The following is an 18,373-nucleotide window of genomic DNA, read 5'->3' as shown; positions in this document are numbered from 1 at the left end:
TCCTAAGAAGTATCTATTGTATGATTAATACTCCTCTTATACACCCTATACGAGTTAAAGCCATCAAAGTTTCAATTATTTAATAATTTTTTAGTGGAAATTGAATTTTTTTAAAAGAGGTGGTACATTGTCGCTAAATTCCACTCGATTATATTCAGTTGTATTAAGTAAAACGATATATAAAAAAGGAGCCCAAGTGGCTCCATATAAATGTATTCAAATCCTCTATGGCCGTTACCATGATTTTTTCTTTTTATTCGCTCCTGCTAAACAAGCAAAGACAAGTAAGACAACTAATACCAACGCGATAATGGCAAAGATAGCACTGATTATTAACGTAATTATAGCGGCTATTTCTGCTGTTTCACCATTAAATCCAAGTAATACTAATGAGACGGCGATAACTAAACTAAGACCTAATGAAAAGAACCCTAGTGCGATTCCGGCACCTGTACATGCGCAACAATCCTTCACCTTTGTAACTGCATCTCCCATTTGTTTCCCTCCTTACCAATTCATTCTTTATAATTTATGGACTTGGACCTGATTGTGTTCTAGGCGTCAAGTGCCTTTTTAAAAATGTGCGTCAAACTAGTTTTATGTATCGATTTATATGGTCTACTTTACGATGAAAGTACTTTAGATTGTGAAGCAGGTGAAAACCTCCTGCTTCCTTTATAGATACTTGGAGTAATAAGTTTTGGCGAAGCGGTACATGCGGAGCACTGGAATTGGCTGGAATAAGGGATTAGTAAAATGAATGATAAAAATGTATTGAAATGTACAGTACGTAAAGTTTATAGGTTGGTGGATGCCATCCTATGATGAAAAGGGAACATCAGGGGAATGTTCTTCATTTCTTCATTTTATATATAGGACAAGAGGAAGAGCATTACACTATAGCGCCCAAATGCCTAAGGCTCATAAAGGACTACAGAATCTGTAGAAATGATGTTCGTAAGAGACAAGGTATGGATGCTGGCAGAGTGGACAGCTGCGACTTAAACGATAACTTTATAATTGATATGTATAAAAACATAAACCAAGATAGAATTTTCTGGACAAACAAGGAGAGTCCTTTTTGGGTAGTAGTTGATACTATGTCAAATGCAATGATCCCATTTGTTGACGTCAATTAAAATAGAAGCTCATAGTAAGATTTTGCCATACAAAATAAGATCAGAAGAAATTAAAAAAACAACTGAATTAGTCTCTAGAGAAAAAAACAGTCAATATAATTGTCAAAGGCATGATGAAGGAAAAAAGGTAAACTTAGCTTAATGTGATGGTAATGGAGAAAGGGTTCATATCCGTGAAGGATAAGCTTATATTCATTTAGTATTCACTTTAGGTCAGAAGAATAATTTAGTATGGATAGAGGGGGGATACTATTGATAATGGTCAGAATTGGTTGAACGCCATAAATGACAAGGACTAATATAGGTTACTGGTGTTAGGTGGGTCACACTTATCGCATTTGTTGTTATTGAAAATATTATGGCCTACTTCTCCTTGCGTATTGATATCCAATTCTACGTTATTTCTTATTTTATTATAGCGAATCGAATTAGGGCTTGTAGTTCCTGATTCTAATGACACAAAAAATCCTGCATTATCTACGTCACCTTCTGTCCCATTATTACGTACGATATTCCAGTCAACTAAATTCCCATTTGGAAAACCTTTTTCACCAACTATTTGAATGCCGACAGCTGTATTGTCACATACTTTATTATCCATAATGTGGTTGTGATCTGTTGTCACATTAATGCCAATCTTATTTTTTTGAACTGTGTTTTCGAAGGCAATATTTCCAGTTCCAAACATAAAGGATAGGCCCGTTAACCGATTATGTTTGGCTAAATTGTTTAAAAAATGGTTATTTGATTGCAAGTTTAAAAAGCCGATTGAATTTTGTTTAGCTTCATTTCCAGAGAGGGAATTAAAAGTACCTTCCATGACATAACCATTTTCTTGATTGAATGTTGCAAACGTCTTTGTCAACAAGTTGCTTTTGGATTCAACTGTAAATCCATTGGTATTATAGCTTGCTTCTACTTCTTGTATGACATTATTATCGGATGTTAAGCGAACGCCAGTTTGAAATCCTCGAACTGATAGGCTGTGCAAGTTAGTTTGTGTCCCAGCAATGGTTATGCCACATTTTTCGTAGCCTACTCTTCCTAAAATAATTGTTTTTCCAACTCCTGATCCAATTATTTTTAACCTATCTTTGTTCACATTAAACCCATCAAATGTCCCTCCTAAAATTTCAATCGTGTCCCCTGATGTTGCGTGCTTTATTGCCTCTTGAACGGATGGGAAATCAATTGGGACAACATAAGTCGTCATCTACGTATATCTCCTTTCATAATTCGTCATGTTTATCGGGTACGTATTAGCTTAATCTGGATATGAATGGAAGAGAGCGTTACTCCCATCACTGCATACGTATGAGAAGCATTTCATTTTCTATATTCTATAGGCAAAATCATTATCTTTTCCGATAAAATAGTTGTCAGTCTATTTTATGAGTTCAGTAATTTTTATGACTGTACAGATAACTATGTCCTTCGGTAAAGTATAAAAAATTCCGTGCAAAAGGTGCTAGCTTGTTTTATTTCTTTAAATGGACCGTACGTTGAATAACAATTAGGGAGCTTTTCCACTTAATATTTGTAAAGAAGGTCATGTAGAAAACTTGGTCAAAATATTTGGTATGATTAAAATAGAAGGCATTATCATGATGAAATGCGAGCTATAAAAGTAGAGCTATAAAGTGAGGGGAAGGAATATAATGAATGTCCGAATAAGTAAGAATGTAAAGCTATTGATAGGGACATGTATGATGATATTACTCGTAGTATGCAGCATTTTTTTATTATCGAAATATTACAAGGTCGATTTTAATCAAAAACTTCCAATAAGTTTGACTATAGAATCTAATGATGTAGCGATAGAAGATGTAGCTTACCAGTTTTGGTTGAAACTTATGACACCCTATTTAGAAAGGAGCACACTTCCACTTGCTCGGCTAAGCGATATGAATGTTCATCAAATGCAAATACTTGAAGGGGATCAGAATGAAAGCTTGGTGAAGGTTACGTACTGGGTGAAGCCACAACTTGAGAAATGGAGTATTCATCATAACTGGGGTGACCAACAAGATGATGGGACAATTGAGAATATTCAATGGATCATGAGAATCAAGAATACGGGTCAAAACACCTATACGTTACATATGATTGAGGAAATGTCGGAGCAAGACTAATCGCCATTAATAAATAAACACCCTCTTCGTTTACCGTGATGAAGGAAGGCATAATCAGCTTCCATTTTAATTAAATATGTATTATATGTTAAAAAATGTATAATAAATTATAGATAAACATATTTAGAGAGATAAAGTTGTGTAAGGGGAGTCTTTAAATGAAAAATATTTTTGCTTTTGAACAAAAAGAAGATTTTGAAAGATTTCAAGGAATAGTTGAAAGATTAAGTGATAAGTTGACAGCATACGAAAAAATATTGAGAGAAAACTACGACTTATGCGATCTGCCAAAGGCGATTGTTTGGACAACAAACGAAATCGCTACATCAGTCTTTTCAAATGTGCCGATACCAGCGTATACAAATAAAGATATTATCTATCTTTCTCCTGAATTATCGGTATGGAGAAACATTTTTTTGGAGCAGTTAGAAGGGCATGAGCTTCCACACATTATCGAGTATTATGAGAGCTTTTCGGAAGATCAGTTGTTATGTATTTTAGCTCACGAATTAACGCACCATTCTGATTTATTCTTAGATGAATTTGAAGAGGAGAGAGAGGATAGCATTTGGTTTGAAGAGGGAATGTGTGATTATTTATCACGAAAACTTGTGCTTGATGATAAAGAATTTAAAAAAATAACCAGCGTAGAGGAGGAATTATTGGAGCTATTTAAGGAGAAATATGGGCAGCATTCATTAGACAAATTCGGGAGTGCCTCTTATCAAGGTACGATGACGAGTATAATGGTCAATTATTGGCGCAGTTTTAGCGCTATTACGTTTTTAGTAGAGAAGCGGTATGATAACGATATAAAAGCAGTGTTTGATGAGTACCATAAATGGAATAAAGAGGGAAGAAAAGTTCCGTTAACAACGTTTTTTGACCTAGAGGGTTATTGAATTAGAAAACGATTCGTAATAAAGTCACGATGCGAAAATATAAAGTGACGGATACGCCCCATTCCGAAAGTGGATATAAATAAAATTTAATGGAGTTAATCAAAATAGTGTCCAAATAAAGGAAAGCTGCTTGTGAACTATAACTATTATACTTATTAAGCTTATAGGTAGGGTAGTAACTGAAGGATTCAGAATTAGTATTCCAATCCTGTGGCAGTATAACAATCGTGTTCTTCAATTAATTTTTCATCCTTTCGCCGGAACGTTTTGAGCATATAGTATTAGAAAAATATTTTTTTAAAGACGATAAGGCACTGGCTGGATTCATAATCCAGTCAGTGCTTTTATGTAGAAAACGATTATACTTATTCTACATATATTTTTCACAACGAAATGCAGATAAAATAGAGTTGAAATAGGACGCAATACATATTGGTAAATTATATGATGAAAAAATGAGGTAGGAAAATGATATATGAACTGAATAAATTTCAATTCTCTAATGTATCCCATTTATTAACGAGTCGGTTCGTTAATATTGAAATAAAAGGTGTACTTCAAGGGTATAATCCAGGGTGGGTTTTCGTTGATAATATATTGAATCCAAATACTGCTATGGTATGGTCAAAATCTATTGCAGGATTCTATTTTATTGGGCACGAGAACAATCTAAAATTTAATGAGAGAATAGATCAATTTATTGATTCAGAAATTACACCTCGAGTAAGAGAGGTAGGGATAAATCATTTTGAATTCAGTGGTACAAGTGCCAGATGGGATGCAACATTTAATCGTATATTTAAAAAACGGAATCTCGTTCAATCAAAACAATTTACTTATAAGTATAAATGTATAGAGGATGCTGTGCTTGAAAGTCATAAAATGCAAGATGAATTTGATTTGGTAAAAATCGACCATCAATTCTTACAGAGAAAGTTTAAGAATATTGGCTTTATTAACTCATTAATAGTAGATTGGTGGGATTCATTAGAGGATTTTGTGCATCATGGTGTTGGATATTGTGTAATAGAAAACGACTTAATTGTTTCCTGTTGTATCTCAAGTTGTGTAACCAATAATTCAATGGGCTCTCATACTGTCACCTTAAAGGAGTATAGAAAAAAAGGTTTTGCAAAACGACTAGTTAACGAATTACTAAAGTATTGCAAAGACAATAAACTTGAACCTTATTGGGACTGTATGGAAGAAAATCTTGGGTCACGTATGTTAGCAGAGAGCTGTGGTTATAAAAAGGAATTTGAATATAATTTATATAGATTTGACCTATGAATACAAAGGAGCCATATAAATGATAAAAATGTTAGCTAGAGATTATCATAAAATCTCAACGTTATTAAGCGATGGTATTAAATACCCAGAAGTGATTTCAATTATAGAAAACAATAATCCAGGAGCCATTTTTGTCGACGATATAAGTAATCCAAATACAGCATTAGTCTGGAATCAAGGAATGAGAGGATTCTACTTCATTGGTGACAATGAAAATAAATTATTTTTAAAGAATATCAATTTATTTATTAATCATTACATAACAATGTTTTTAAAAGAGAAAGGTATAAATCATTTTGAAGTATCAGGCTCGACCAGTGCATGGGAAGAAACAATTGGAGTTATATTTAGGCACAAGAACCTACAAGCTTGGAGACAGCTAATATATACTTGGAATAAAAAAAATACGATCAATGATTCACCTAAAGAACATGAGTATAAGATATATTCATTAAGAGATGAGAAGATAAATTATCGAGGTTTTAGTAATTGGCAGTACTATAACCAAGTGTTGACTGAGTTTTGGGGGGATATTACTCAACTTCTTCATAAGGGAAACTGTTATTATGCAGTCGATGGATTCCAAATAATAGGAATATGTTATAGTGGCTTTGTAACATCTAATACTAAAACATTGGGCATAGAGATAGACGAAAAACATCGTAATAAAGGCATTGGATATCATTTGGCTTTGAAATGCCTATCGGATATATTAGATGAAGGGAGGCATTTGTGGTGGGATTGTATGAATGAAAATCTCCCCTCTCAATTATTAGCTGAAAAATTAGGCTTTATTAAAAGCCAAGAATATAATTGTTATCGGTTTAATATAAGTTAAGTGAATTAGCCTATAAAAAGTTTATGCTATTTAACAATTGTATATTTTTCTTAAACTCATGGACGTTCTGGAATAGAGCGTCTTTTTATGTAACGATCTAGATAAAGGAGATAAGCCTTGTGGGAGGGCGGTTCAATGGGAGCGAATAAGGCCGATTTAGGATATATAATATTCCCACATTTGCTAATATACAAATAAATGACTTGTTATGAACAGGAATATATACCAACCCAATTCATTCTGGTATTGGTATATATAATGGGTTTTTTATCTCTTACATGACATGATCTTGCGTTGAAATATGCTTGAATATTTCCTGTCTGATTAGTGCATAATGAAAATCGATAAAGATGTAAAGTTAAACAATCACTATGACGAAGAATGAAGGAGAATGTAAAATGGATGCAATTTATACGGCAAAAGCTACAGTTCAAGGAGGAAGAGAAGGGAGAGTTACTTCTAGTGACGGAGCAATTCAACTTGACCTAAGTATGCCGAAGGAGCTAGGAGGAGCAGGCGGCAGTGGAACAAACCCTGAGCAGTTGTTTGCAGCAGGCTATGCAGCGTGTTATGAAAGTGCGTTAAAACTAGTTGCTCGGCAACAAGATACGAAGGTCGGAGAAACACAAATAACTTCACAAGTGACCATTGGGCATGATCCGAGTGGAGGCTATAAATTAGAAGTTCAACTTGATGTGAAGATACCTGGTGTCGAACTGGATGTGGCCAAGCAATTAATTCAAGCTGCCCATCAAGCCTGTCCTTATTCAAAAGCAACTCGTGGTAATATCGATGTTCATATTCGTGTAGTGAAGGAAGCGTAATTCATAATAGGAGAGCACATAAATGTGAGCAGATCTAATATTATGTGCTCTTATTTTCATCTTGATTATAAAAATGCATTAATTTGTGTCGATTTTGTGATGAATAACCTATTTAATTGACGAGTCAGAAGATTAAACTATATAATATATTCATATAGTTTAATCGTTCTCCTTAAAGGGGAGTAGCTTTTACAGCAAAGTCGTCATCTCGGAGTACATACTCTCGGCTTTGTTGGCAACAATTTGTTGTTAGCAAGACCTTTATCATCTGGTAAAGGTCTTTTTTGTATAAAATAAACGATGACTGAAAAGCCGATGATAAGAGGAGTAACGATTAGAAGCTATTGTGTTTTGAAAGTGCAAGCGTAGCCAACTTTCATATGTACCATTAGACATTCTACTTTACTTTAAAAATGGAGGCAATCAATCAATGAAGACAATAAGCGCCCTAACGTTAGCCGGAGCTATTGCATTAAGTACACTAGGAACCAATAGTGTTATCGCTAGCAGTGAAGAACGTTCAAATTCGTACACAACAACGTATACAAAGACGACTGATGACCAGGACAGTGGATTATCTGAACAACAAATCGATTCGGAACAACTTATCGAATCGGAAGAAATAGTTTATGAGAAAGCGATTGAAATTGTTGAAAAAGCAGATGAATACGCGGAAGTGATTAAGGATAGATGGATTTCTGTGCTATTAGATAATGGTGTCTATAAATCACCCGATGACCGTCAGCTTTATGAACTGAGTCAGGTCGAGTTATTCCAGTTATTAGAACCAATAATAAGCTAGGTATGCTATCGTCCTATTGGTTGTTTAAATAATTGAAACAACCAATCATCTTTTTATTTTGAAATAAGTCCTTTTGTTTGAAGCTTACATTCACTATGTTATTTAGGAGAATGTAGGCTTTTTTATATGAGAAATTTCTTTATCTCATTAGAAAAAAGGAAAATGCAAAACTGTGTCGAAAGTAGAGTGAAAGAAAAATATAGTAGAAAATGAAAATGTTAGAGAAAAGGTTGATATTTATGACTTCATAAATAGGCAAGAGGTTTTCATCAAGTAAACTAATTTTATTTTTTCAGTGGTCTATTAATATTCATTTGGGTTGGCTTCTGCCCCTAAAGTAACCTTTTTCCGTCTTCATAGTCTGCGTTAAATATTTATAAATGAAATGAGCAAAAACGAAATGTAAGGGGAGATCGTAGAATGGACTTGAGTAAACTAGAAGCGCTCGTTTTTGATTTAGACGGCACGTTATTAAATTCAAAAAAAGAAGTGACGGAAAGAAACCAGAACGCTATATTAACTGCTTACAGAAAAGGAACCACTATTATCTTTGCCACCGCTAGACCGCCGAGATCTGTCAAATGGTTATTACCTGAGAAACTTCAAACAATCGCACCCTCTGTGTACTATAATGGTGCATTAGTGATCGACAGAGAACGTGACTACTATACACATGAACCTATAGACCCGTCTTTATCCATTGAAATTATTGAGTACATCATTCAAAAACAAGCGAATGCAAGCCTTTCAATCGAGTCTGAAGATGTATGGTACAGTAATAAATCTATGGACTATAGCAAAGCGATGAATGCATTGGTTCAGCCAATAGTTGTTCCTGTAAGTAAATTAAAAGAATTGCCTGCGTCGAAGCTCCTTATCACACACTACTCTGACCATGAAGCGTTATCTTTGCAATTCAGTGAGAAAGCCAACATCGTCTGTACGGATAACAATGAATTGATTCAAATCATGAGGAAAAATGTTTCGAAAGAAGCAGCAGTTACGCAGCTTTGTCATCAAAGAGGAATTTCGATGAAAAATGTAATGGCCTTTGGTGACGATTGGAATGATTTTGGATTACTTACCTCCTGTGGTTTTCCTGTTGCAATGGGAAATGGGATTCCTGAATTGAAGGACTTAGCCTATATTATAGCTGATACGAATGATGAAGACGGAGTAGCGAAGGTCATTGAAAATTTAACGGTTGCTGCAGTATGAAGGGTAAGTTCTCTTTATTTTACAGTTACATACGCGTCATATTACCGCACTAAACTGTGTTTTTTCTCATCCCTACAAATTTCAATTTGTAGGGATGACCTACATTCACTTCTAATATATACCCTTCTATTTGCCTCTAAAAATGAGCCAATTCTTACTCCTAATACTTTTGATTTATTACCCATACATGGTTGTACTTATCAGAAAAAACTGCATTTTTCGCTGGGATTTCTGGGAAGTCTTGAATAGGAGAAATTACTTTCCCACCCTTACTAACTACATGATTAAAAAACATTTCAATATCATCAACAATAAGGTTTAACCATAAAGAACCTGTCCCAACTTCTTCAGGAGCAATTAATCCATATTCTTTGTTTTCATTTAAGACTCTAATTTCTGTATCACCTAATTTCATTATTGTCTCATTCATTTCAGTCGTTTCATCCGTCTTTGATATTATTTGAGCTTTTAGTAATTTATCATAATAATCACTAGCTTCTTTTGCATTACTCACAACCATGTTCACTTCTACTCTCATTTATACACCTTCCTTTTCCGTTTTTATTCCTTATCATTGTAACGCTTTGTATATATCATCTATAGAGATACTCATTAACTTAATCTATTACATATTATATCACTTGTAGACGTACCATTATTAGCACTCACAGAAAAAGTCGCACACACTTGGAGTACAGTTCAGGAAGAAGCAGTAATAAAGAAAAACCAGAGCGTTGAATTCGTAGCTCTGGCTTTTCATGTGCGCTATTGTATGATGAAAAAGTCATTTGTAAGTGCTGTAAGCTAGTTAAAGATAATATCCAATAACAATGATTCCGCCTGTAAGTGCCATAAACACCCCTATGAATAGAAAGGCACGAGGTGATTTATCTTCATCATAGCTATACTTATAGCTATTCGGAATCAGCATATATTTTAAACTTTTTATAAACCAAAACCAGCCCACTAAGGTTGTGACTAACGAAAGATCCCAGTGCCATACATTATGGAACAGAATGATGAATAATCCACTAAGCATTGTAATCAACCCAATAATTGCAGCTGCATAAGACTTTCCTTGTAAATCCTTAAATAGTTCTGACCATTCTTTTTTTAATAGAATATGAGATAGTCCGATGATGACTAACAAGGAACCAGTATATAACTCAATTTCCTCCATGGATACATTACTCCTTCAACATATAATTTATTACTTGTAATTACATATCGATTATGTTTCGATTCTTACTAGTTTAGCGATTGTTTCATTTACATTATGATTATACAAACCACCGTGATAACAGATGACGGTTTCTATATCATATTGTGTAAGTTTATTTAAAGATTGTTGAGCAAGTTCACGATTCATGGTTTGAGGGTTTACAATTAGAAGGCCGCTTTGTACTACTAGTGCATCTGCTGCAACAAGAGTCTTGGAACGCTTATGGTACAAGCTAATATGTCCAATACTATGACCTGGGGTATTAATCACAATGATACCCCCGCAATAAGGTAGTTCTTCCTTATCGGTTACGAGTTTGTCAACAGGAGCACTTGTCACCTTTGAAAGCTCTAATTTAAATTCTTCACGCATTGGTTCTGGCCAAGGTTTCATTTGTTCGATTAACTCATCTGTTAGCATGTCTTTTTCGCCCTGAATAAATGGTTTTTCTAACTCGTTGGCCAATACAGATATGTTACATTGTGTCTCTTCTATAATGCTTGATAAACTTCCAATATGGTCAAAGTGGTGATGAGTGATGATAATTTTCTTTAACCGTTCAAAAGGTACTCCTGCCTTTTGAAACTCTTTAAGAAATAGTTGTCTTTGTGTTGGAAATCCTGTGTCGACCAATATAGCCATTTCTTGATCCCAAATCAGGGTAGGATGTATGATCATATCCATTCCCATAAAGTTTTTTCTTTCGATTTCAAACATTTCAACCCCTGTTGTTACGTGCATGTTCTACCTCCCAGATTCCCTTCTTATATTTAATTATTTCATTTTAAGGGGGATCCAAATTTCACATCCATCGATTGATGGAGAAACTACTTCGATTTCAGGAACGTGATCGTGTTGTTCATAGCCCGTTGAAGGAAACCATTCAGTATATATACGCTCCCAAACCTGTTCCATGTCTTTTGTAGATGAATTATTTGTTTCAAACACAGCCCATCTAGCTGCAGGAATTTCCCTCGAATCATATTTTGGATAAACGTATTCGGTTTTAACGCCAATAAAATAATGGAATTCCTCTTTGTGAAGATCGATGTCCATAATGACCCCAAATAGGGTAGTTTCGCCGGTTAAATGATATAGTTCTTTAGCTACCCCTTCGTCTTTTATCTGCTCCCAAAATTTATTAACATACACTCTACTATCACCCTTGATTATCGGTACCGTAATCCCTTTTCCAACGACATTAAATTTTTCTTTTTTTAAAATTTGATAGTTTACTTGTTTTTCACCAGTCATGGAAAGATGAAAATGGATGCGTGGGAAAGCAACTAAAGTACACTCAGACACTCTAACTTGTGATGGGGCAATGCCATGAACTTTACGAAAGGCTCTTGAAAAATTTTCTGGGTTATCATACCTGTACTTAAACGCAATATCAATCACCTTTGTATTCGTATTGGTTAATTCTTGTGCAGCTAATGTTAACCTCCGTTTACGAATGTATTCAGCGACTGTATAACCTGTTAGCATATGAAACATTCGTTGGAAATGATACGTTGAACTATAGGCCTTTTTCGCTACGATTGTCAGATTAATTTCTTGATGAATATTTTCTTCGATGTAATCGATACAATCATTCATACGTTGCAGTATATTCATAAATACCCCCTTTAAATTAATGAAAGTGTAGCACTAAATTGATCTGTTACCCTATCATTTTGTGCTTTGTAATGACAGGATGCACGGTAAATATATATTTGTATGTTCGTGCTACCTAGGTAATATCCTTTGAATTTGTTGTACTTTTTCGTGGTTCTCATTTTTAAGGGCAAGCTTAGTTGACTCATTGGTTGCATACAGTCTTGTACATCAACGATCGTACGGTGGAACTCCTATGGACCTGCTATCATTAGGGCTACATTCATTAATGGTAATTTATATAGTCACCGTACTTATTCGGAATAAATGAAATGCATTCATTAAGTAGTGTGAAGAAGATGATAGAGAAAGAAAAAGTACAAAATAAAAAAAGAATTTCTCCTCATTGATTTGTATAATCATAATAAATACTACCGTATAGGTGGAAAGAATATAATAAATGAGAAATATACTAAAATATATAAAGGGATTAAATGGAAAAATGATTATGTATAGTGGTAGCTACTGTCTTGGAGGTGGTGATTTATTAGGGTACTTCTTTGAGTTTGGTGCTACCTATAGCTGGAGCGGGACATTCTAAAATGATCATCAAGGTTAGTGCTAGTTTAATGGGAAGAAGCAACTTTATTAGTAACCAAAGAAAACTGTCTCAAATTTCTAAGCTCACATATGTTTTTTGTATTATCTATTATTTCAATATGTAATTATTGAAGATTATGTACTTAAGTATGGTTTTTCATGACATTAATCGGTGGCTTATGACTGATATACAAAAATAGACTAGTAAGTTCATCTATTAGAACAAAGGTCGTTGTAAGGGATTTAGTTACTGTTTTAGATTGGTCTTCTTCATTTTTTCAGATATTAATTTTATTCATAATAGAGATTATTCATTACTTTTTTTGTTATGTTATTATTCTATTGAACCTTACAGAGGATTAATGAGAATATAACCCTCCTTCAATCAAGTGTAGGAGGTTTTTTACTTATCCTAATCTATACTATTTATAAGAAGCATGATAATAGTCTCCCTATACACGTTAAAAACAATACGTATATTGATGTGACAACGTACCTCCTTTTAATTTCTACGATAAAGTAAGTGTCCCTAATTGCATTTTTTTCAACAATCATTATACACTTAAATAGTGTTTGCTTATTACATACTTAATATAGTTGTCAGGAGTGACCTTATTGTTATTTATAAATCAAGAGCAAGTGAAACAAATGCTTTCTATGGAAAAATGTATAACGATCATGGAAAAGGTGTTAGTCGATTTATCAAATGGAGAAACGGTTCAACCTCTTCGAACGGCCATTCCCGTCAATCAAAACAATTTATTAGGGTTAATGCCTGGGATTTTGAAAAAAGAAGAAGTAGTTGGGACAAAATTAATAACGATTTTCCCAGAAAATCATAAAGAAGGATTGCCCTCTCATCAAGGGGTGGTAATTATATTTGATGCTAAAGATGGTAAGATGAAAGCCGTTGTCGATGGTTCTGAAATTACAGCCATTAGAACGGCGGCAGCAAGTGCTGTCGCGACGAATTATTTAGCAAACCCTCATTCAGAAGTGTTAACCATTATTGGAACGGGTGAGCAAGCTAGAACCCACTTGGAGGCCATGCTTCTAATTAGACCAATAAAAAAAGTAAATGTGTGGAGTAAACGCCAAGAAAAAGCACGCCAATTTAAAAAAGAGATGGAAGAAAAGCATGGTGTTGAGATAACGATATTTCATTCTGTTGAAGAAGCTGTTCAACACGCGGATATCATTTGTACAGTTACGTCATCAACCGTTCCGATCCTTGATGGGTCTTGGGTGAAAAAGGGAGCACACGTGAATGCTGTAGGAGCGTGTCGCCCAATGGACAGAGAACTAGATTCAGACCTTGTAAAAAACGCACATTTTTATGTAGATCGATTGGAGTCAGCTGTAAATGAATCCGGTGACTATTTAATTCCCTTAAAAGAGGGTGTGATCGATGAGACTCATATTCTTGGTGAAATCGGGGATGTCATAAAGCAAACGGTTCAAGGAAGGCAGGCGGAAGATAATATTACAATCTTTGAATCGCTCGGGCTAGCTGTGGAGGATTTGGCTGTTGCAGAGTTTTTATACCAAGAAGCATCAATAGAAAGGGAGAATGTTGAAGGTGAATGAATCATACGAAGGATTATATCCATTTGACTTAACTCAAGAGCAGGAGGAAAGAGCTAGAAAGATTCATGAAGAAAGCATTGTGATCGATATGCTGTTTCAAGGGCCACTGTCCCCTAACGCGATTCCAGATAGTATAGCGGACAAGCTGAAGGAGATGTGTGAGGAATATGCCGATGATCCAATGACATATAGCAGAATGCCAAGCAAATTAATTATGGCCATGTCGAAGAACGGGGAATTGCCGGCATTTAAAGAAGAATGGTATCAATCTGGTATCACAGCCGGAAACAGGCAACTAAGCTTATCTAGTCAAGAAAGCATCATAACAAGTATAGCTGATGTACAATCCCAATTTGATGCTTTTGATTGGTTAACGAAGGCGAAAACAGCGAATGATATCAGAAATGCGAAAGCGAATCATTTAAAAGCAGGGATTATATCTGCACAAGAAACCGACGGATTAGGAAAGAATTTAGCTTTTCTTGATTCTCTTTATGATTTTGGCTTACGAATGTTACAGCTTACTTACAATAACCAAAATCAGATTGGAGCAGGGTGTGCGGAGCAAGCAAACGGCGGCGTTACAAACTTTGGCGTTCAATTTATTCATAAATTAAACGAGCTTGGTATTTTAGTCGATACGAGCCATTGCGGAAAACAAACGACTTTAGACGCTTGTTCCCATTCGAACCATCCTGTTGTTGCTTCTCATACGGGTGTTGAAAATCTGTTTAATCATATGCGTTGTAAAAGTGACGATGAGATAAAAGCGATTGCGAAAACCGGTGGTGTCATTGGTGTATTTGCGATGCCATGGTTTGTACATGATGACCCTAATGATACGACATTAGACCATGTACTCGATCATATCGATTACATTGTTGATTTAGTTGGTATTGATCATGTTGGAATCGGAACAGACTGGCCGATGAGTGATGTTACATGGTCATTGGTTTATTTCAAAGAACATATTGCTCCTAAATTAGGGTTTAAGAAAGGAAATGGACCTTCGACTGAAACAGTAAAGGGTTTAGAAAAGTACGGTTACTTCATTAATTTCACAAGGGGACTAGTGAAAAGAGGGTATACCGATCAAGATATCCAAAAAATTATTGGTGGAAATTGGTTAAGAGTGTTTGAAGAAGTATGCGGTTAGCATTTGTTGATCAACTAAATAGTAGAAGAGGAGAACGATCAAGGTGAGTACATATTTACATTCAACAATCTTTCATTATTATCGTGCAGGGGTTTACGAAGGAAAAATTCAGTTTCAGGAAAAGCAAATAATGCATGCAAAAGTTGACAAGCGTAGGCGGACACAAATGCAGGAAAATGTGATGCCGTCCGGTTATCAAGCAAGTATCCCTTTTCAAAAAATCCATGATACGATCGCTCATTATACGGATGCGAATTGGGAAGGTCGTGAAATAACGCTTGGAAATGGGGATCATTATAAAAAGCATATCCAGTATTCTGCCGTCGTTTCAGATCAGGAAGTCGTTGCCCAAGTATGGGCGATGAGGAACGATACAGCGGTTGATATTGTCACTGTAGAAGGAAACGTGATTGGGTTTGTCTGTCCGAACCGAAATGGAATGGAGATTTTAGTAAAAGCAGGGTATGAAAAATGTACACCTCTCGTTGGGTACGATGATCCTTTATTATCAAAGCCATTATATGGAGTCAATGACCTCGGCACTTTTTTAGTTCCAATGCGAGATGGAGTAAAATTGGCGACAGATGTATACTTACCTGAAGGAATCAATCATGGTGAACAAGTTCCCACCATCCTTATAAGAACTTGTTATGACCGTCATATGAAGAAGGAGTCTCTGCTTCACTGGGTTCATAAAGGCTATGCAGTAGTGAATCAAGATGTGCGTGGACGTGCAGATTCAGAAGGGGAATTGGTTCCGTTTTATTATGAACGTGAAGATGGAAGCGATACGATTGACTGGATTATTGAGCAAGGGTGGTCCGATGGGAATGTTGGTATGTGGGGTGCCTCATATTTAGGATATGTCGTTGTGTCAGCAGCTACGAGTGGGCATCCAAATTTAAAAGCGGTTGTGGATGAAGTAAATGTTGGTTCGCCGTTTATTGATACCGTTCGTAGAGGTGGAACGGTTTGTTCATGGCCATTATTAAGCTGGACGCTTGCCCAATCAGTAGGAACAAGAACGGATTTTAGCATTTTTGCTGGCGATTCGGTAAGTGTAGAGGAAGCGGTGGATGCAAGACCTATTACGGATATTCCACAAAAAATAATCGGCAAAAATTCAAGCCCTTGGGATATTTGGAGTCAGCACCCAGAATACGATGATTTTTGGCGGAACTGTACCTTCACTGAAAGAGGACATCAAGTGGATGTGCCTATGTTTGTCATTTCAGGCTGGTACGATGGCGATAGTCCAGGCATCTCGGAGACGTGGCGAATGCTGTCTGAACATAATGTGGCGAATCGTAAAATTTGGTTAGGTCCGTGGGAGCATAACCCTAACCGAGCAAGAGATTACCAAGGAGTCTCATTCAGTAATGATGCGGTCGTTTACAATTATGATATTAATGTTCTTAAATGGTTTGACCGCTTTTTGAAAGGAATCGAAAATGGGATCGACCAAGAACCACGAGCGACTTATTATGTTGTCGGTGACAATGAATGGAAAACATCAGATGACTGGACGCCAGAAGAAGCGTCTGTAACGTCCTATTATTTAGGAAGTAACGGAGGAGCAAATTCAAGTCTCGGGGATGGGGTGTTACTCCCTAATATAGACAGTCAATTGTCCACCGAGGATCAATATGTTTATGACCCTGAACAGCCTTTTGAATACAGTGGCTATCGTGAACCAGAAAATTTAAATAAAATTGAACGAAGACATGACCTTCTTGTTTATACAAGTGAAGCGTTACAGGAAGATATCGTGGTGGCAGGTGAGCTGTCGGTCGAAATCTACGCTTCTAGTACTGGAAAGGATACCGATTGGGTTGTCACATTAAGCGATGTGGATGAGAAGGGAAATTCCATTCGTATTTCGAATTACATCATGAGAGCAAAATATCGGAAAGGCTTTGATCAACCAGAGCTGTTAACACCAGGAAAAGTAGAGAAATATGATATCTTTATGCAAAATGTGGCCCATACGTTTAAGAAAGGGCATAAGATGAGATTTTCTATTACTTCTTCTAGTAAGTACATTGCTTTTCCTAATACGAATACAGGATTAAACCCATATGAGGATAAGGAACCGATCAAGGCAAATCAAAAGGTATACCATAGTAAAGAATATCCTAGCCATATTAAACTACCGATAATAAAATAAGGCAATTTTAATTCATTTCCTTCAGCTACCCTTCTATATATGAAGGGTAGCTGAAGGGGATTTTTTTATTATTGGATCATCAAATTGATCAAGAGAGCTTAATAGTAGGGGATAAAGGAGATTCTTTAGGTGGTAACGAAATAAATAGGTAAAACGATTTATGGAGGGAATAGATATGAAGTTGACGAAAGAAATTCTACTAGCCCAAATAAAGGCTTGCTACCATCAACCTACTTGGTTTGTTTCTTTGGATACAAGCATTGCTGACATCACTGAAGAGGAAGCGTTATGGAAACGGGATGAGATGCCGAATTCTATCTTTGAAATCGTCACACATCTTCTCTATTATAATGAACGATATTTACATCACATAAAAGGCATGGAACTTCCGGAGAGCTTACAAAATAATGACGAAACATTCAGCATCTTTGAAGACATAAGCTGGGAGGTATTGGTTTCAAGAATACATGCAGTGATGTCTGAATGGATAACGGTTGTGGAACAATCGGATGAAGATCAACTTGAAGCTTATTGTGAAGATATTATGCATATGGCGAACCATACAATCCATCATACTGGACAGATTGTTTATATACGAAAACTACAAGGGTCATGGGACGAGGAAAAGGGTGTTTCTTAATCACCAAGTATATGAATCGATGTAAATGCGGACCCTAACCTTTTACTATGCGTTAGAAGGGAAATAGCATAGAGTCCCTTTTTGTAACAACTAGTCCTACTTGTTAATGCTAGGAATTAAATTGTATCTACTTAATTCGAAGTGATGAACATGTAGATTTGAAATAAAGTTGCGTTTCGTATAAAAAATAAGATGTTTTCCCCTTTGGAAATATGTCCAAAGGGGTTTTTGTAATTAGAGATAGAAAACAACGACAATAT

The 18,373-nt window shown here is 35.7% G+C and carries 18 protein-coding genes; 12 read left to right on the top strand and 6 right to left on the bottom strand.

Annotated elements, in window-relative coordinates:
- Positions 1-234: 234 nt before the first annotated feature.
- Together WAK64_RS07435 and WAK64_RS07430 are read right to left on the bottom strand one after the other, a co-directional pair.
- Positions 235-495 (bottom strand): hypothetical protein, encoded by a 261-nt coding sequence (locus WAK64_RS07435; protein WP_336586333.1) that lies wholly within the window; start codon positions 493-495, stop codon positions 235-237.
- Positions 496-1,434: 939 nt separating this feature from the next.
- Positions 1,435-2,352: a right-handed parallel beta-helix repeat-containing protein gene (locus tag WAK64_RS07430; RefSeq protein WP_336586332.1), complete on the bottom strand. Its 918-nt coding sequence runs from the start codon at positions 2,350-2,352 to the stop codon at positions 1,435-1,437.
- Positions 2,353-2,797: 445 nt separating this feature from the next.
- Here WAK64_RS07430 and WAK64_RS07425 point away from each other — a divergent pair, with 445 nt between their 5' ends.
- From WAK64_RS07425 to WAK64_RS07395, 7 genes are all read left to right on the top strand, one after another.
- A complete protein-coding gene (locus tag WAK64_RS07425) occupies positions 2,798-3,271 on the top strand; it encodes a hypothetical protein (protein ID WP_336586331.1) in 474 nt (157 codons plus the stop codon).
- 158 nt (positions 3,272-3,429) lie between these two features.
- Entirely contained in the window at positions 3,430-4,173 is a 744-nt protein-coding gene (locus WAK64_RS07420) for a hypothetical protein (RefSeq protein ID WP_336586330.1), read from the top strand.
- Between the two features lie 468 nt (positions 4,174-4,641).
- Positions 4,642-5,463, top strand: coding sequence for a GNAT family N-acetyltransferase (locus tag WAK64_RS07415; protein WP_336586329.1), 822 nt, complete (start codon positions 4,642-4,644; stop codon positions 5,461-5,463).
- Positions 5,464-5,482: 19 nt separating this feature from the next.
- A complete protein-coding gene (locus WAK64_RS07410; RefSeq protein ID WP_336586328.1) occupies positions 5,483-6,301 on the top strand; it encodes a GNAT family N-acetyltransferase in 819 nt (272 codons plus the stop codon).
- 398 nt (positions 6,302-6,699) lie between these two features.
- Positions 6,700-7,125, top strand: a complete 426-nt coding sequence (locus tag WAK64_RS07405; protein ID WP_336586327.1) for an organic hydroperoxide resistance protein — start codon at positions 6,700-6,702, stop codon at positions 7,123-7,125.
- Positions 7,126-7,555: 430 nt separating this feature from the next.
- Positions 7,556-7,927 (top strand): Fur-regulated basic protein FbpA, encoded by a 372-nt coding sequence (gene fbpA, locus WAK64_RS07400; protein WP_336586326.1) that lies wholly within the window; start codon positions 7,556-7,558, stop codon positions 7,925-7,927.
- A gap of 420 nt (positions 7,928-8,347) precedes the next feature.
- Complete coding sequence (locus WAK64_RS07395; RefSeq protein ID WP_336586325.1) at positions 8,348-9,145, top strand: Cof-type HAD-IIB family hydrolase; 798 nt, start codon at positions 8,348-8,350, stop codon at positions 9,143-9,145.
- 160 nt (positions 9,146-9,305) lie between these two features.
- Here the strand turns inward: WAK64_RS07395 and WAK64_RS07390 are convergent, their stop codons facing one another.
- The 4 genes from WAK64_RS07390 to WAK64_RS07375 all read right to left on the bottom strand — a co-directional run bounded on the left by WAK64_RS07390 (position 9,306) and on the right by WAK64_RS07375 (position 11,984).
- A complete protein-coding gene (locus tag WAK64_RS07390) occupies positions 9,306-9,683 on the bottom strand; it encodes a VOC family protein (RefSeq protein ID WP_336586324.1) in 378 nt (125 codons plus the stop codon).
- Between the two features lie 270 nt (positions 9,684-9,953).
- Positions 9,954-10,325, bottom strand: a complete 372-nt coding sequence (locus WAK64_RS07385) for a hypothetical protein (RefSeq protein WP_336586323.1) — start codon at positions 10,323-10,325, stop codon at positions 9,954-9,956.
- A 51-nt stretch (positions 10,326-10,376) separates the two neighbouring features.
- Positions 10,377-11,108 carry an MBL fold metallo-hydrolase gene (locus WAK64_RS07380; RefSeq protein ID WP_336586322.1) on the bottom strand — a complete coding sequence of 244 codons (732 nt, stop codon included), beginning with the start codon at positions 11,106-11,108 and terminating at the stop codon, positions 10,377-10,379.
- A 33-nt stretch (positions 11,109-11,141) separates the two neighbouring features.
- The gene (locus WAK64_RS07375; protein WP_336586321.1) at positions 11,142-11,984 is read right to left on the bottom strand and encodes an AraC family transcriptional regulator; all 843 of its coding nucleotides are present in this window, start codon (positions 11,982-11,984) and stop codon (positions 11,142-11,144) included.
- Positions 11,985-12,423: 439 nt separating this feature from the next.
- Here WAK64_RS07375 and WAK64_RS07370 point away from each other — a divergent pair, with 439 nt between their 5' ends.
- The 5 genes from WAK64_RS07370 (at position 12,424) to WAK64_RS07350 (ending at position 18,113) form a co-directional block, all read left to right on the top strand.
- Positions 12,424-12,564, top strand: a complete 141-nt coding sequence (locus tag WAK64_RS07370; protein WP_336586320.1) for a hypothetical protein — start codon at positions 12,424-12,426, stop codon at positions 12,562-12,564.
- Positions 12,565-13,178: 614 nt separating this feature from the next.
- The gene (locus WAK64_RS07365; protein WP_336586319.1) at positions 13,179-14,150 is read left to right on the top strand and encodes an ornithine cyclodeaminase family protein; all 972 of its coding nucleotides are present in this window, start codon (positions 13,179-13,181) and stop codon (positions 14,148-14,150) included.
- Positions 14,143-15,306 (top strand): dipeptidase, encoded by a 1,164-nt coding sequence (locus WAK64_RS07360; RefSeq protein WP_336586318.1) that lies wholly within the window; start codon positions 14,143-14,145, stop codon positions 15,304-15,306. Before WAK64_RS07365 ends, WAK64_RS07360 begins: the two co-directional genes overlap by 8 nt.
- Positions 15,307-15,349: 43 nt before the next feature.
- Entirely contained in the window at positions 15,350-17,473 is a 2,124-nt protein-coding gene (locus WAK64_RS07355) for a CocE/NonD family hydrolase (protein WP_336586317.1), read from the top strand.
- 175 nt (positions 17,474-17,648) lie between these two features.
- Positions 17,649-18,113, top strand: coding sequence for a DinB family protein (locus WAK64_RS07350; RefSeq protein ID WP_336586316.1), 465 nt, complete (start codon positions 17,649-17,651; stop codon positions 18,111-18,113).
- Positions 18,114-18,373: the final 260 nt, after the last annotated feature.

Source organism: Bacillus spongiae (assembly GCF_037120725.1).
GTDB classification, from domain to species: domain Bacteria; phylum Bacillota; class Bacilli; order Bacillales; family Bacillaceae_K; genus Bacillus_CI; species Bacillus_CI spongiae.
This window is presented reverse-complemented; position numbering and strand designations above follow the sequence as displayed.

Excerpts from the sequence above, each read along its gene's own strand:
- WAK64_RS07435 (WP_336586333.1), bottom strand. The coding sequence starts at position 495 with ATGGGAGATGCAGTTACAAAGGTGAAGGATTGTTGCGCATGTACAGGT.
- WAK64_RS07430 (WP_336586332.1), bottom strand. The coding sequence starts at position 2,352 with ATGACGACTTATGTTGTCCCAATTGATTTCCCATCCGTTCAAGAGGCA.
- WAK64_RS07425 (WP_336586331.1), top strand. The coding sequence starts at position 2,798 with ATGAATGTCCGAATAAGTAAGAATGTAAAGCTATTGATAGGGACATGT.
- WAK64_RS07420 (WP_336586330.1), top strand. The coding sequence starts at position 3,430 with ATGAAAAATATTTTTGCTTTTGAACAAAAAGAAGATTTTGAAAGATTT.
- WAK64_RS07415 (WP_336586329.1), top strand. The coding sequence starts at position 4,642 with ATGATATATGAACTGAATAAATTTCAATTCTCTAATGTATCCCATTTA.
- WAK64_RS07410 (WP_336586328.1), top strand. The coding sequence starts at position 5,483 with ATGATAAAAATGTTAGCTAGAGATTATCATAAAATCTCAACGTTATTA.
- WAK64_RS07405 (WP_336586327.1), top strand. The coding sequence starts at position 6,700 with ATGGATGCAATTTATACGGCAAAAGCTACAGTTCAAGGAGGAAGAGAA.
- fbpA (WP_336586326.1), top strand. The coding sequence starts at position 7,556 with ATGAAGACAATAAGCGCCCTAACGTTAGCCGGAGCTATTGCATTAAGT.
- WAK64_RS07395 (WP_336586325.1), top strand. The coding sequence starts at position 8,348 with ATGGACTTGAGTAAACTAGAAGCGCTCGTTTTTGATTTAGACGGCACG.
- WAK64_RS07390 (WP_336586324.1), bottom strand. The coding sequence starts at position 9,683 with ATGAGAGTAGAAGTGAACATGGTTGTGAGTAATGCAAAAGAAGCTAGT.
- WAK64_RS07385 (WP_336586323.1), bottom strand. The coding sequence starts at position 10,325 with ATGGAGGAAATTGAGTTATATACTGGTTCCTTGTTAGTCATCATCGGA.
- WAK64_RS07380 (WP_336586322.1), bottom strand. The coding sequence starts at position 11,108 with ATGCACGTAACAACAGGGGTTGAAATGTTTGAAATCGAAAGAAAAAAC.
- WAK64_RS07375 (WP_336586321.1), bottom strand. The coding sequence starts at position 11,984 with ATGAATATACTGCAACGTATGAATGATTGTATCGATTACATCGAAGAA.
- WAK64_RS07370 (WP_336586320.1), top strand. The coding sequence starts at position 12,424 with ATGAGAAATATACTAAAATATATAAAGGGATTAAATGGAAAAATGATT.
- WAK64_RS07350 (WP_336586316.1), top strand. The coding sequence starts at position 17,649 with ATGAAGTTGACGAAAGAAATTCTACTAGCCCAAATAAAGGCTTGCTAC.